At 57.6% G+C, this 14,321-nt stretch carries 9 protein-coding genes; 6 read left to right on the top strand and 3 right to left on the bottom strand.

The features are described from left to right. The first annotated feature begins 100 nt into the window (after window positions 1-100). Window positions 101-1,477 (top strand): HD-GYP domain-containing protein, encoded by a 1,377-nt coding sequence (locus RUI03_RS00305; RefSeq protein ID WP_410795968.1) that lies wholly within the window; start codon window positions 101-103, stop codon window positions 1,475-1,477. On the opposite strand, the gene RUI03_RS00310 is transcribed toward RUI03_RS00305, so the two are convergent. After that, a complete protein-coding gene (locus RUI03_RS00310; protein ID WP_317288280.1) occupies window positions 1,464-2,480 on the bottom strand; it encodes a cupin-like domain-containing protein in 1,017 nt (338 codons plus the stop codon). The two genes, RUI03_RS00305 and RUI03_RS00310, sit on opposite strands and share 14 nt — an antisense overlap. A gap of 496 nt (window positions 2,481-2,976) precedes the next feature. Here RUI03_RS00310 and RUI03_RS00315 point away from each other — a divergent pair, with 496 nt between their 5' ends. From RUI03_RS00315 to RUI03_RS00330, 4 genes are all read left to right on the top strand, one after another. Beyond that, complete coding sequence (locus tag RUI03_RS00315; protein ID WP_317288281.1) at window positions 2,977-6,363, top strand: TonB-dependent receptor; 3,387 nt, start codon at window positions 2,977-2,979, stop codon at window positions 6,361-6,363. Window positions 6,364-6,553: 190 nt separating this feature from the next. Next, window positions 6,554-8,080, top strand: a complete 1,527-nt coding sequence (locus RUI03_RS00320) for a tryptophan halogenase family protein (protein ID WP_317288282.1) — start codon at window positions 6,554-6,556, stop codon at window positions 8,078-8,080. After that, window positions 8,077-9,582: a tryptophan 7-halogenase gene (locus RUI03_RS00325; protein WP_317288283.1), complete on the top strand. Its 1,506-nt coding sequence runs from the start codon at window positions 8,077-8,079 to the stop codon at window positions 9,580-9,582. The genes RUI03_RS00320 and RUI03_RS00325 overlap by 4 nt, the downstream gene beginning before the upstream one ends. 8 nt (window positions 9,583-9,590) lie before the next feature. After that, window positions 9,591-11,105 carry a tryptophan halogenase family protein gene (locus RUI03_RS00330; RefSeq protein WP_317288284.1) on the top strand — a complete coding sequence of 505 codons (1,515 nt, stop codon included), beginning with the start codon at window positions 9,591-9,593 and terminating at the stop codon, window positions 11,103-11,105. 42 nt (window positions 11,106-11,147) lie between these two features. Here RUI03_RS00330 and RUI03_RS00335 read toward each other — a convergent pair whose 3' ends face one another. Continuing rightward, window positions 11,148-12,221, bottom strand: coding sequence for a glycoside hydrolase family 5 protein (locus RUI03_RS00335; RefSeq protein WP_317288285.1), 1,074 nt, complete (start codon window positions 12,219-12,221; stop codon window positions 11,148-11,150). Continuing rightward, the gene (locus tag RUI03_RS00340) at window positions 12,218-13,108 is read right to left on the bottom strand and encodes an aldo/keto reductase (RefSeq protein WP_317288286.1); all 891 of its coding nucleotides are present in this window, start codon (window positions 13,106-13,108) and stop codon (window positions 12,218-12,220) included. Before RUI03_RS00340 ends, RUI03_RS00335 begins: the two co-directional genes overlap by 4 nt. A 159-nt stretch (window positions 13,109-13,267) precedes the next feature. Here RUI03_RS00340 and RUI03_RS00345 point away from each other — a divergent pair, with 159 nt between their 5' ends. Then, a complete protein-coding gene (locus RUI03_RS00345) occupies window positions 13,268-14,299 on the top strand; it encodes a LacI family DNA-binding transcriptional regulator (protein ID WP_317288287.1) in 1,032 nt (343 codons plus the stop codon). Window positions 14,300-14,321: the final 22 nt, after the last annotated feature.

Consider the following 14,321-nt stretch of genomic DNA (forward strand, 5'->3'; position numbering starts at 1 on the left):
CGGCTGTTAAGGGTTTGTCTCTAGGTTGATATTTTCGGCCAAGGGAGACGAACTGTCCGTGCAGACCTCAAACGATCCGTTGCAACTGCCGTCCGCTACCATGCCGTTGGCGGAGCTTCTGGGGGCATTGAGCTACGCGCTGGATCTGACCGAGGGGCAACCCGAAGGTCATTGCCTTCGCACCACGTGGATCGGTACCCGAATTGGCGAGATGATCGGTCTGCCCAAGGAGGCCATGACTGACCTCTACTACACCCTCCTAATCAAGGATGTGGGGTGCAGCAGCAATGCGGCGCGAATCGCACAACTCTATCAGTCCGACGACCGCGCTTTCAAACATGGCTACAAGATCGCCGGCACTGGCCTGCCGTCAATGCTAAGCTTTCTGCTGGATCACACGGGCGTCGGGCGCGACCTGCCAGCGCGCTTCAAGGCGCTAGCGACGATCCTGACACAGAGCAAGTCCATTTCCACCGACTTGATACAGACGCGCTGCACGCGTGGCGCGGCAATTGCGCGTGATCTTCGGTTCTCTGAAGATGTAGCGCGCGGTATTCGTGAGCTCGATGAGCACTGGAATGGCGGTGGGCTGCCAAATGGTCTTCAGGGGGCGGAGATTTCCATCTACTCCCGTATCGCGCTTCTGTCGCAGGTGATTGAAGTCTTTCATTTCGCAGCGGGACGAGATGCCGCTCTCGAAGAGATCGCTGCCCGGCGCGGCAAATGGTTTGACCCAATGCTGGTGGACGCATTCGAGAGCGTCGCCGCCGATCCATCATTCTGGGACATGCTGGCAAGCCCGAACGTCGAAGACTTGGTGATGACGCTGGATGCAGCCCAGATCGACGTGGTTGTTGATGATGACTTCTTTGATGATATCACGCGGGCCTTTGGCAGCGTCGTCGATGCAAAAAGTCCTTATACCGCAGGACACAGCGACCGGGTCTGTCTTTATGCTGACCAGATTGCTGAAACTCTTGGCATGGAGACGGAAGAGCGTCGATGGCTTCGCCGCGCAGCGCTCCTCCATGATGTGGGCAAGCTCGGGGTCAGCAACACCATTCTTGATAAGCCCGGCCAGCTCGATGAGGGCGAATGGGAGGTAATGCGTGACCATGCCATGTATTCAGAAAAAATTCTCTCGCATATTTCCGCTTTCGGACGACTGGCCTTCATCGCTGCTGCGCACCACGAAAAGCTTGACGGAACCGGCTATCCGCGCCGCCTGAAGGGTGATCAAATACCGCTTGAAACCCGCATCATCACCATTGCCGATTTCTTTGATGCCCTCACAGCAGATCGTCCGTACAGGGATGCGATGCCGATCGACAAGGCGCTGGCGATCATCGAAAGCGAAGTTGGATCATCGGTCGACCCGATCTGCTATCAGGCTCTTTGCGTTTCGGTCGTGCCGCGGCTTCGGGCCGAACGGTTCTGCCGTACGAGTACGGTGCCCGCTCGCGCTACAGTCGGCTGAGCTTCCGCGCCAACGCAGCCCGGATCTGCCGCTGTGCCTCGCTGTCGAGCTCGCCCAGAATGCCCCGGCGCTCTTCCGGCAAGTGAGCTGCCGGTTCGCCGTTTTCCTTGAAGACATAATGGTCGAACATCTTCTTCCACGCCCGGCGATGCGCGGGCGGCAGGGACTGAAGCGTCAGCAGCGCATGCATCAGCACGTCCCGCGGCATGCCGTGGGCATTTGATGGCGGCGTCCACCAATAATTGATCAGGATATTGAACGCGTCGAGCGAGCGGACCTGATGCCACCACAGATAGGGGATGTAGATCGCGTCGCCAGGCTCAAGTTCCGCCGTCATGGCGGCGGCCATGGCGTCGGGGAAACGCGGAAAGGCTTCAAGGTCGGGATTATCAAAGTCCACAAGGCTGATTGCAGCGCCGGCGGGGGTCAGTTCCTCGGGCCCCACATACAGATTGCTGACCTGTTCTGGTGGGAAGAGCGTGAAGCGGCGGCGACCCACCCCGACACAGGCGATGTTTTCCGACGGGTCGTAGTGGGCAGCAATCGTGACCCGGTTGCCGATCCAGATGCGTGCTTCGATCTCCGGCGAAAGCAGCGGGTTTTGGTTCTCATCCATGAACCCGGGCAGGGCGCCGCGCGTCGGCACAGACTGTACGGCGAGGCTGGCGGGGTCGCCATGGCTCTCGGCGTCAAGAAGGTATTCCAGGCTCTCGCGCAGGGGCGATTTGCCGAATTTGAAGTTCAGGCCACTGAAATCCTCATTGTAGAAGAACCGGCCCTTGGCTGAGGGCGGCGCGATGGCCGTGCTGAACCCGTATCCCCGATCAAAGCCCTGCAGGTAGCTGGCTGCATCGTTCGGTGATCGCTTCGCGGCGCGGACGAGCGGCCACTCGGCGACCAGTCCCCGTATCACAACGGGTTCTGATGTCGGAAGGATCTCGTTTTCAAAAACGGCCGGCGTGATATCGGATCGTTCGGGAATCGGCGTGCAGGACTGTTTCATGGGCGGTGGTCTCGCGCTGTCCAACCATGGCGTCAACTGCCCGCCGCTAGGACTCGCAACGGATGCCTATGGTGCGGCGCACAATACAGTGGCAAGATATGTCAATTATAGATAGTTTCCCGACCAACTGTTGTGCAGTGCAACCCAAATGTTCGCGCCGCTGAAACAGTTTCATGTGGCTTACTTGCCGCACCATTTTCAAAAAAACCTCACAGCAACGTCTGGTACCGGTAACATCGTATAAAATGATCTCTTAGTGGCCGCTTGCCATCTTGCTCTTGAGTGCGCGCTGAGTATCGTCGCCGACTGAACTGTCAGCGCTATCCGCTTGATGACATCGTTTCCATTTGGTTAGCGATTTTGATTTAAATCGGCATGCGTAATGCAGGAACTTTAATATCGGGGCCGACGGCAAGACTGCCGGTTGATCCTGACACGACCGGACCGGCAGCATAATCGCTGGTCCAGACTTTAAGAGCCAAGGGAGGCGGCACTAATGAAACGATCCACCACAGGATTTGGTGAAACGAAGGCTTGGGCCTTGAGTGGGGCTTCGGCTCTGGTACTCGGGCTGGTCGGCGTTCCCCTGACTGCAACACAGGCAATGGCGCAGGACGACGTTGATGAAATCAGCGACGAAGAAGTTGATTCCGGCGATACCATTGTTGTTACAGGCACTCGCTCTGCTTTGAAGTCCGCACAGGACCTGAAGCGCGACGCTGACACGATTGTTGAATCCATCACCGCGACGGACATCGGGGCCTTCCCGGACAAGTCGGTTGCTGAAGCGCTGCAGCGCGTTGCCGGTATCACGGTCAACCGCTTTGCCGCTTCGTCTGACACGGCTCACTTCTCTGCCGAACCATCGGGCGTTATCGTCCGCGGCCTGAACCAGGTCCGTTCGGAATTCAACGGTCGCGACACGTTCTCGGCGAACTCTTCGCGCGGTCTGTCATGGGGGGACGTTTCCCCTGAGCTGATGGCTGGCGTTGACACGTACAAGAACCAGATGGCTGAGCTGATCGAAGGCGGTATCGCCGGTACGATCAACCTGCGTACACGGACTCCTTTTGATCAGGCTGGCCAGCTGTTCGCTGTTTCCGCCAACCTGAACTATGGCGACAAATCAGACGTCATCACCCCTGAAATCTCCGGCATTTATTCCAACCGCTGGATGACTGAAATGGGTGAGTTCGGCTTCATGGCCAACTACGCCTATTCCGACGTGACGACGAAATCGCTCGGCGTTCAGGAATACCGGATGAACCGCATCGAAGCTGGTGCATTCCCTCAGTATGACGGCGTTACTTTCTTCCCTGCAGCGATCAACTATCGTGACAACACGTATGATCGCACACGGAACGGCATGGCTTTGTCCGGCCAGTGGCGCAGCAATGATGACAGCCTGCTGATCACGACACAGTTCAACCGGTCTGTCTATGAGAACAGCTGGGAAGAATATGTTGTTCAGGCTCAGTTCGCTGACCTTTCATACGGCGAATCCGTTTTCTACGAAGTGCCGAACATGGTGCCAGCACCGACGGACGACGATCCGGATGCAATGGCTCCGAACCTTCTGATTCCTCGTCCCGCTCCGGGCACGCCAGATTTTACGTTCAACGAGCAGGGTCTCTTCCAGACCGGCTACCTGACGACCGACATCGGTTGGTGGGGTAACAACAACGACGAATCTGCCAACTTTGCCCGCAATGGTCAGGGCCAGAACCTCGTTGACGCCTGTTACGGGTGGAATGGTTGTGAGCCTGCTCGTCGCTCGCCAGAAATGAACACGGTCACGCGGTCCAACAATAACCGCAACATGACTCAAGACGTCAGCTTGAATGCCAAGTGGACGCCTAACGACAAATGGCGTTTCAACTTCGACATCCAACACGTGGAGTCTGAAGTCGAAAACTATGACATCGAAGTCAGCATCAACTCTTTTGCTGATCTCTATGTCGATCTGACGGGCAAGTACCCATCAATCGCGCTGGGTAATGACCCGCTGAACGTGAATCTGTCGCCAGGTGGCTTGGGCAATGCTCAGAACTACTACCTCAAGCACATCATGGATCACGTTGAGGACAGTAAAGGTACCCAGGACGCGTTCCGCGCTGACGTAGAGTATCTCGTCGACGGCGGCTGGCTCACCTCGATCAAAGCGGGCGCCCGTTACGCCAAGCGCGATCAGGAAGTTCGCTGGAGCGGTTATAACTGGCAGAACGTGGCCAACGTCTGGACCGAAGATGCTGAGTATTTCAACATCACCCAGACCGATTCGCCATGCGCTAGCGATCCATCGCTGCCAGGCTGTAATGGACAGGCCTTTACGGGCTACCCTGCTGGCGTGACACAAGGCCGGGCGATGGGCGATCACTTCGCCAACTTCTCGCCTAACGAATTTGTGTTCATGGACATCAACCTTCTGCAGGATCAGGAAGGCTTCGCCGCCGGATTCGGCGCCGACGCTCTCGGGTTCACAGGTGGTGTGGGCTGGAACAGCATCTGCTCCAACTCGGGCGACCGCGCGGAAGAAATTCCAGGCACGTGCTTTACACCGGCAGAAACCGTTGACCTGACCGAAGAAACCGAAGCGCTGTACCTGCAGTTCAACTACGGTGGTCCGGACGCTGAAATCTTCGGCTTCCCTGTCTCCGGTAACGTCGGTCTGCGTTATGTCCGTACAACCGACATCAGCAGCGGTGGTATCAACGTTCCACTTCTGTCCGAGGAGTTCTTCATCGACCCGAACGGTCCTCGCACCGTTGACAACCTCGACTGCGAACTTCGCGAAACGACGGCACCAGGTGCGCCGCCACCAAACCCGCCAGGCACCACGCCTTGCTACATCACGCAAGACATCATTGATTTTGCGGATGGTACCGACCAGACGAGCGACACAGAAGCCAATCATGAAAACTGGCTGCCAAGCTTCAACATGAAGGTTGAGCTGTCAGATGAATGGCTGGTTCGGTTCGCTGCATCTCGTGCCATGTCCCGTCCGGACATTGGTAACCTGCGGAACTATCTGGGCTTCGGCGTCAGCCTTGCTGACCCGAACAACTCGAACGATCCACTCTGGATCAAGGATAGCAGCGGTACGATCATCGCAACGGATGCTCGCTATGCCGGTGGTGCCCAGAACCCGTTCCTGGCGCCTGTGATGGCAACCCAGTTCGACGTCTCTCTTGAGCGTTACTTTGCTGACGTTGGCTCGTTCAGCTTCGCGATGTTCTACAAAGAGTTCGAGGACTACATCCAGTTCGGTCGTTATGATCGCGAGATCACGAACAATGGCATCACGGAAACTGTTGAAGTCCGTGGTCCGCTGAACGGTGAAGGCGCGGCGATCAAAGGTTTCGAAGTATCGTACCAACGCTTCTTCGACTTCCTGCCAGAGCCATTTGATGGTCTTGGTGTGCAAGCGAACTATACGTTCGTTGATAACCAGGGCATCACCAACTCCAACGTTTCCAACGTTGGCGGTGAAGGCACCACTCAAACGGCTCAGTCTACGGACGTGATCCAGGTTGATCGTCTGGAAGGTCTGTCTGATCACTCCTACAACGTCGTCGGTATGTACGAGAAAGGTCCGTTCGCGGCTCGCTTGGCATACAACTGGCGGTCTGAGTATCTGACGACAGCGATCGACTGCTGTGTGGCATATGCCATCTGGACAGAAGATCAGGGCTTCCTCGATGGCTCGGTTCGCTACCGTCTCAACGACAACATGGAGCTCAGCCTCCAGGCGTCGAACCTGCTGAACACCGAAACGGTGCTGAGGCAGCAAGTTGAGGACGCAGACGATGGCGGCCTTCGCCTGCCAAACGCCTGGTTCCAGAACGACACGCGCGTGACCGCTGGTCTCCGTTTCAAGTTCTAAGAGCGACAGCTCAACACAAAGGGCGCCGTCACCTCTGGTGGCGGCGCTTTTTTTTATCGCGACTATCAGTCACCGGACATTCGCGGCTTGACCGTAGTTTTTTGACCGGGACATGCTAGAATTTACGAAATGATGTTGCGCCGGTTCCCCTCCCGAGCGCGCCGCCGCCACATTCGGAAATCGATTATTCATGACCAAACCCCTCAATATCGTGATTGTCGGCGGCGGGACTGCTGGCTGGATGACAGCCGCCGCGCTGGTCGGCATTGTGACCTCGAAAGCCGTCAATGTCCGACTGATCGAGTCCGATACGATCGGCACCGTCGGCGTCGGCGAGGCGACCCTGCCGAGCTTGGCAAAATTCAATGAACGTGTGGGTATTTTTGAACCCGAAATGATGAAAGCGTCGGCCGCGACCTTCAAATTGGGTATCGAATTTGCGGGCTGGCGGGGCGACGATTCCTCTTACATTCACCCCTTCGGGGCGCATGGCAAAAGCTTCGGCGGCGTCGATTTCCACCATCACTGGGTGCGTGCCGGGATGCCTGGTAATATTGAAGACTACAGCTATGCCATCCAAGCCGCTCGCGCGAGCCGATTTGATTTCCCGGCGGAAGATCCCGGCGCCGTCAACGCCACTTATGACTACGCCTACCATTTTGATGCTGGCTTATACGCGGCTTTCCTTCGCCGCTTTGCTGAGAAGCGCGGCCTGAGGCGAACCGAAGGCCGCATCATTGATGTCCAGCTGGATGCCGAAAGCGGCGATATCGCCTCGCTGAAACTGGAGAATGGCGAGGTAATCACCGGCGATCTCTTCGTCGACTGCTCCGGTTTCCGTTCCGTCCTCCTGGGGGAGGCACTGGGGTGCAAATATGAATCCTGGAAGCACTGGCTCCCTTGTGATCGGGCCGTCGCGATGGCGTGTACGTCAGATGGCCGGCCTGTACCGTATACCAAGGCGACGGCGCGTGCGGCCGGCTGGCAGTGGCGCATTCCGCTCCAGCACCGGACAGGCAACGGCTATGTCTATTCCAGCGATCATGCCAATGACGATATGGCACTCGACACTTTGTGCCGCCATCTTGACGGGGAACCGTTGGGCGATGCCAAGATCCTGTCCTTCGAAGCAGGGCGCCGCCAGTCCAGCTGGTACAAGAACTGCGTCGCCATCGGACTATCCAGCGGCTTCCTCGAGCCACTGGAATCGACATCGATCTATCTGGTCCAGATCGGCATCGTGAACCTGATCGATCTGTTGCCGGGCACTGGCAATAATGATGCTCTGAGAACGGAGTATAATCGGCAGGTCGACATGGAATATAGCCGGGTGCGCGATTTCCTCATCCTTCACTATCATGCCAATGGCCGGCACGGCGAGGCGCTGTGGGACCACTGTCGGCACATGGATATTCCCGACAGCCTGCAGGAGAAAATCGAGCTGTTTCGCCATCGCGGTGATATTGAACAGGCGAGTTTCGGCCTTTTCTCACCGCCGAGCTGGCTTGCTGTTTTTGCAGGGCAGGGGGTTGTGCCCCAAAACTACAATCGCCTCGCAGATAATCTGGACAGGGACAATATTGATCAGAAGATGGATGCGTATCGGCAATCCATCGCATCGCGCGTGAAAACCATGCCGGAACACAGCTATTTCCTTGCAGATTATTGTCCCAGCAATGTGAGGGCGATGGCCGCGACCAAAGGCGGTACAGCATGACCTCACCTATTCGCTCAGTCGCCGTCGTCGGCCGGGACATCGCCGCGTGGCTCACGGCGTTCGCCCTGAAACGGACGTTCGGCCCGACAGGGCTCGATGTGATCGTTGTTGAGCAGCCCGGTACAATGACGGAGGCGGATGGATACGTCACGTTACCCGGCATTCGGGTCATGCACGATCTGTTGGGGCTCGACGAGGAAACGCTGATCACGGCTTGTGATGCTGTACCGACGATGGGGCAACGGTTCTCTGGTTGGACGGCTGATCCCAAATCGTTCATGCACGCCTATGACAGCCAGGGCGTCCCGCTGAATAATGTTGATTTCCTGCAGTACTGGACGAAGGCCCGCCATGCGGGAATGAAGGTTCCGCTGGAGGATTTTTCCGTCGGCGCGGCTGCGGCAAAAGCCAATCGTCTGGCCGTGGGTTCCGGTACCGATACATTTTCCCGGGCGGCCTATAGCTATCATCTGGATGCCCAGAAATACGTTCGTCTGTGCGCGGAACGTGCGGCTCAGGCCGGTGTGCGTGGGCACGCCGCGCCGATCACGGAGGTCGAGACAGAGAGCGGACGCATTTTTTCTGTCACGACGGCCGATGGGCATCGCGTTGAGGCCGATCTTTTCGTTGACGCTACCGGTATCGAGGGCGCGCTGATTTCGCAGCTCCCGGGCGCGCGATATGACAGCTGGCGCGACATTTTCCTGCTCGACCGCTTGGCGACATATACGTCAGGGGCGCTTTCCCCACTGCCAGCCTTCAGCCACCACTCAGCGATGGAGGAGGGGTGGTTCGGTCTGTATCCGTTGCAGAACAGAACGATGATTCGTACGGCCTATGCATCCAGTCATCTGTCCAACGATGCTGTTGCGGAAAAAGTCTCCGGCTACACGAACATGCCGCCTCAGGGCTCCGTTATCATCCGTCCCCTGAACCCCGGCGCACGGGAGAAGGCCTGGATCGGCAATTGCGTGGCGCTGGGTGAGGCTGCATTTGGTGTGGATCCCTGTGACGGCGTTGACATCCATCTCCTGCAGATCGGCTTATCACAGCTGATTGCCCATTTCCCGGTCGATGCAGCGACGATGCCCGAGGCAGGTCCCTATAACCGCGAAATGCTGCAGCACGCCAAGAATATTCGAGATTTTCAGGCGCTGCGATATCGCTTGAATGGTCGCGCTGGCGACCGGGTTTGGGATATTGCGCGTGAGCAGACTTTCCCTGAGAGCATGCGTCAGCGCCTGGCGCTTTTTGCCGCCCGCGGCCGCGTTGCCATGCATGAGCATGAGGCCTTTGATTCATCAAGCTGGGCCGCACTGATGATTGGCCACGGCATTGTGCCGGAGAGTTATGATCCGCTGGTCGACCGTGTGTCAGAGCAGGAACAAATTCAGCAATTCCAGAGGCTGCTGGGGTTCGTCTCACAGGAAGTCGGACGATTGCCGCTTCTTGAAGCTCATCTGGAAATGCTTCGCCCGCAAAAATACGACGCTTTGTTTTAGGGGGTATCATGAAATCGAAGAATTTCCGCAATATCGTGATTGTGGGCGGCGGCACCGCCGGCTGGATGGCTGCATCTGCTTTTGCCAAACTTCTTGGCACGGAAGAGTTTGCCATCACGCTGATCGAATCAGAACAGATAGGCACGGTCGGGGTGGGCGAAGCGACCATCCCGATGATTTCCATGTTCAATCGCGTCCTTGAAATTGATGAGGACGAATTCGTTCGCGAAACCAACGCAACGTTCAAACTGGGTATTGAGTTCGCAGACTGGCGGCGCGTCGGTCACAGCTACTTCCACCCCTTCGGCAATCTTGGCGTCGATATGGATGGGATCAGCTTCATCCATTACTGGATGCGCTGGGCTCGATCGGGCGGAAATCTCGACTACAGCTTCTTCAATGCCGAAACCGAAGCTGCCCGACGCGGCAAATTTCAGCGTACAGATCGTGAAGAGTCCAATCTTCCGCGAATCAATTACGCCTTTCAGTTCGATGCCGGCATGTATGCGGCCTATCTGCGCCGGTTCTCCGAGAAGAGAGGTGTGCGCCGCATTGAGGGGCGGATTGACGAAGCCAAACAGAATGCCGAAACGGGCTTTGTTGAAACGCTGGTACTCGATGATGGTCGCACGATTGACGGGGACTTCTTCATTGACTGTTCCGGCTTCCGGGGGCTGCTGATCGAACAGACGCTCGGCGCTGGTTATGACGACTGGTCCGAATGGCTGCCGGTCAACAAGGCCGCTGCCGTGCCGTGTGAAAAGGTCGGTGATCCGCTGCCCTATACGCGATCGACCGCCTATGAGGCCGGCTGGCAGTGGCGCATCCCGTTGCAGCACCGGACAGGCAATGGCTATGTTTTCTGCGATAAATATATCAGCGAAGATGAGGCCGTCGCCAACCTCCTGAGCCGGATTGATGGCAAGCCACTGGCGGACCCGCGCATTCTGAGGTTTGTCACCGGCCGCCGGAAAAAGTCCTGGGTAAAGAACGTTGTGGCAATGGGCTTGGCGGGCGGGTTCCTCGAGCCTTTGGAATCGACGTCGATCCATCTCGTCCAGGTGGCGATATCCAAGCTGCTGGCGATGTTCCCCAATGATGGGCTCAATCCATCACTGGTCAATCGGTATAATGACGAAATGTCATATAACTATGAGGACGTGAAGGATTTTCTGATCGCTCACTACAAGGTGACGGAGCGGGAGGACACGCCGTTCTGGGCACGCGTCCGGAATATGGATATTCCCGAATCGCTCCAGGCCAAGCTGGACATTTTCGCGACCCGTGGCGAAGTTCTTGCCACGCAGACGGAGCTTTTCAAGGAAACGAGTTGGTTCTCCGTCCTGGCGGGGCAGGGGCTTACGCCAAAGGGCTATCATCCTCTCGCGGACGTGGTCTCGGAAGATGAGTTGAAAGCGCGGCTCAGCCGGATTCGGACCGGCATTCAGGAACGGGTGATATCCATGCCCGACCATGCGACCTTCATCGCACAAAACTGCGCCGCGGCAAAAGTCATGATGTAAGATGATCGCTGGGGAGTCAGTCCCCGGCGGTCGCGCTGACCGTTAGTGGCGTGGGAAACGGGCCCTGATGCTTGGGGACCCTTTGACGCGCAAGGCACCACGCTGCACGCGTTTGTCTGTGGGCACAGGAAAGACGGTGGCTGGGCGCGCGGTCTCGGCGATGCCACCCGGTCCATTGATCAGCCGCTGCCCCCAGGGTGAAAGACGGTCAGGATCAAAGTCGAGCACGATGTCGAGATCCTCCACGCCTTTGCCATTCCCGGACCAAGACCAGCCGATATATCCGACATCCATCTGATTCGAGAGGCGAAAGATTGCTTCCTCGTCGACCGGCTCACCCTGATGGTCGGCGCCAAATTCACCGACGATGAGCGGCAGATCCAGTGCGGCGAAGTCCTCGAAATAGGAGCGAACAGCGTCGGCGTCGCCATAGACCTGATACATATGCACACTGAAGACCACATTATTCAGTGGGTCGGCGGCTGCCAGTCGCGGGGCGGCATCTACCATGGTGCGATCATGGTCCTGCCCCCAACCTGATCCGTCCACGACGATGGTATGAGTCAGGCCGGCCCGCCGCAGGTCCCTGATCGCCTCGGCGTGCATCTCCTCATAGACGGCGGGGGACACGCCATTGCCAACCGGTTCGTTACCAATATTGATCAGGACAAAATCTTCCTGCCCCTTCAGGAGGGGGGCGAGGGAGAGCCAGTACGGCATAACCTCCGGGATGGCGACACCCCACTCATTCTCGCCATAGCCCGTGGTGTTATGGATCTCTAGCATCAGGATCATGCCCTCGGCCTTCGCCTGGCGTAGCAAACGTCGTACTTCTGACTTCGGCGTCGGACCCCACGGATGTCCATGACTCAGCGCTATGCGGACAATATTCGCGCCGGTATCGGCGATCTGGGGCAGGACCGTCTCGGTCCGTTCGCGCTGCCATGCATGGGCGTGGTTGATGCCGCGCATGATAAAGGGCTCGCCATTGCCATCGAGGAGGGTACGGCCGCGGGTATGAAAGCCATCGGCCCATGCGGACGAAGAGAAAACCATGGCCCCAAGCGAAAGAGCGGCTGGCACCAGCCTACGAGGGAACAGGACGTGGCGCATCATGGCATCCGTTCGCCGCGCGCAGCTTCAACGACGTCATACCATTCGCGCCGGCCAAGGACAGGCCACTCTTTCTGGCCGAAATGATCGATTCGTTCCAATGTCTGTGTGCCAACAATAGGAATGATCTTCGCCGGGTATCGCAGCAGGAACGCCATTGCCGCATCGGCCCGCGACATGTCATAGGTTTTGGCGATTGCATCGAGTGCGCTGACGACCGACAGGGCGGCATTGTCATTGTCGCTGGGGTTAAGAAGGCGTCCGCCCCCCAAGGGAGACCAGCACAGGAACGTGGCGCCTGTCTCCTGACACCAGGACAGAACACCATCGTCGATAGGCGCCTGACAGAGCGCTGAAAACTCATTCTGTACCGACACGATCGGCGCTTTCATATGACTTGACAGCGCGCGCAGCTGCGGCGCCGTCATGTTCGAGACGCCAATTTCTGCCACCTTGCCCGAGGCTACGAGCGTATCGAGCGTGTTCGCCAGTTCCTCTGGTCCGGTCAGGAGGTCGACGCGATGCACCTGGTACAGATCAATCTGCTCCACGCCAAGGCGTTTTAGGGACGCATCGCATGCCTTCAGCATGTAGTCACGGCTGTTGTCATAGGGGACGCCAAGATCAACGCCACCCTTCGTGGCGAGGAGCATCTTTGACCGCAGTCCGGGATCGGCGCGCAAAACTTCGCCCAAAAGCGCCTCAGAGCCGCCAAAGCCGACATCGCCCGCACCATAAACATCTGCCGTATCGATCAGCGTCATGCCAGCATCGATGGCCGTGCGGATCTTGGGCAGTGCCTCGTCAACGCCCGTTCCGGAAAATCGCCAAAGGCCATAGCCCAGCTGACCAACTGTTTTGCCAGTGTGACCCAATTCGATTAATCTCATTATCGGTGTTCCCGTCGTATGTTCTGTGGCGCGTCGCCCGTATATTGTGATTGCATTACAACATCATCGGCCTGAAAACGAGTTTTTCCTGTTTGTCGTTTCCATTGTGCACTGTGAGCGCTATCATTCTCCCTAAGAAGAACAACAAGGTGCCCACGAATGGCGAATATTAGGGCGGTAGCAAAACTGGCGGGCGTGTCGGTCGCGACGGTGTCGCGTGCCTATACCGACCCTGAAAAAGTGGCTGAGATCACGCGGAAGAAAGTATACGACGCCGCAAAGGACCTGAATTACAAGCCCAACAGTTTTGCGCGTTTGTTTCGTACAAAGAAAACCAACACTGTCCTGGTCATCGTGCCGGATCTGGCGAACCCGTTTTTCGCACCGGTGCTCGCGGGGCTGGAAAGTGCGGCGACCGAGGCCGGTCTGTCGCTCTTGCTGTCGGATTCGCGTGACGACCCCAAGATCGAACGGAATTGCCTTGAGCTGGTGGAGACCAAGCGGGCGGACGGCGTCATTCAGCTTGGGGCGAGAAGCCTCAATCAGATCGTTCAGGCCTATACGATCTCTGACATGCCATTTGTTCACGCGATCGAGGTGCCTGAAGAGAATATATATCCGAGCGTTGCTATCGACAATCGCGACGCGTCCCGGCGCATGATGGAGTACATCCTGAAACAGGGACACCGGCGGATTGCTATTGTTGGTGGGCGGAAGGATAGCCGCATCACACAGATGCGTCTTGCCGGAGCGCTCGACGCCTGTCGCGCCTTCAGTATTGAGGCGGCTGACGTGGCTGTAGAGTTTGAGCCCTATTCGGTGGCGGGCGGAAAGCGCGCGACCCAACGCCTGTTGGAGGCATCGCCTGATCTGACAGCTCTCTTCTGCATGAGCGATGAGCTCGCACTGGGTGCCATCAAAGCTGTACGGGATGCAGGGCGCCGCGTGCCCGAAGATGTGTCGGTCACAGGCTTCGATAATATCGTGATCGGCGAGTATATCGAGCCCGGCCTGACAACCGTGACCCAGCCCGCGCGCCAGATCGGCGAGATTGCAATGCAGCTCATGGCAGCACAACTGGCCGATCCGCACACGGCCCCGCAACATCATGTTCTGTCTGCTGATCTTGTCATCCGTGACAGCGTGACGCCGCCAAGATCCAGTCTCAAGGCGGCGAAGATCGCAGAATGAGGGGGCGACGCCCCCTGCCTTT

This window comes from Parvularcula sp. LCG005 (assembly GCF_032930845.1).
GTDB lineage: Bacteria > Pseudomonadota > Alphaproteobacteria > Caulobacterales > Parvularculaceae > Parvularcula.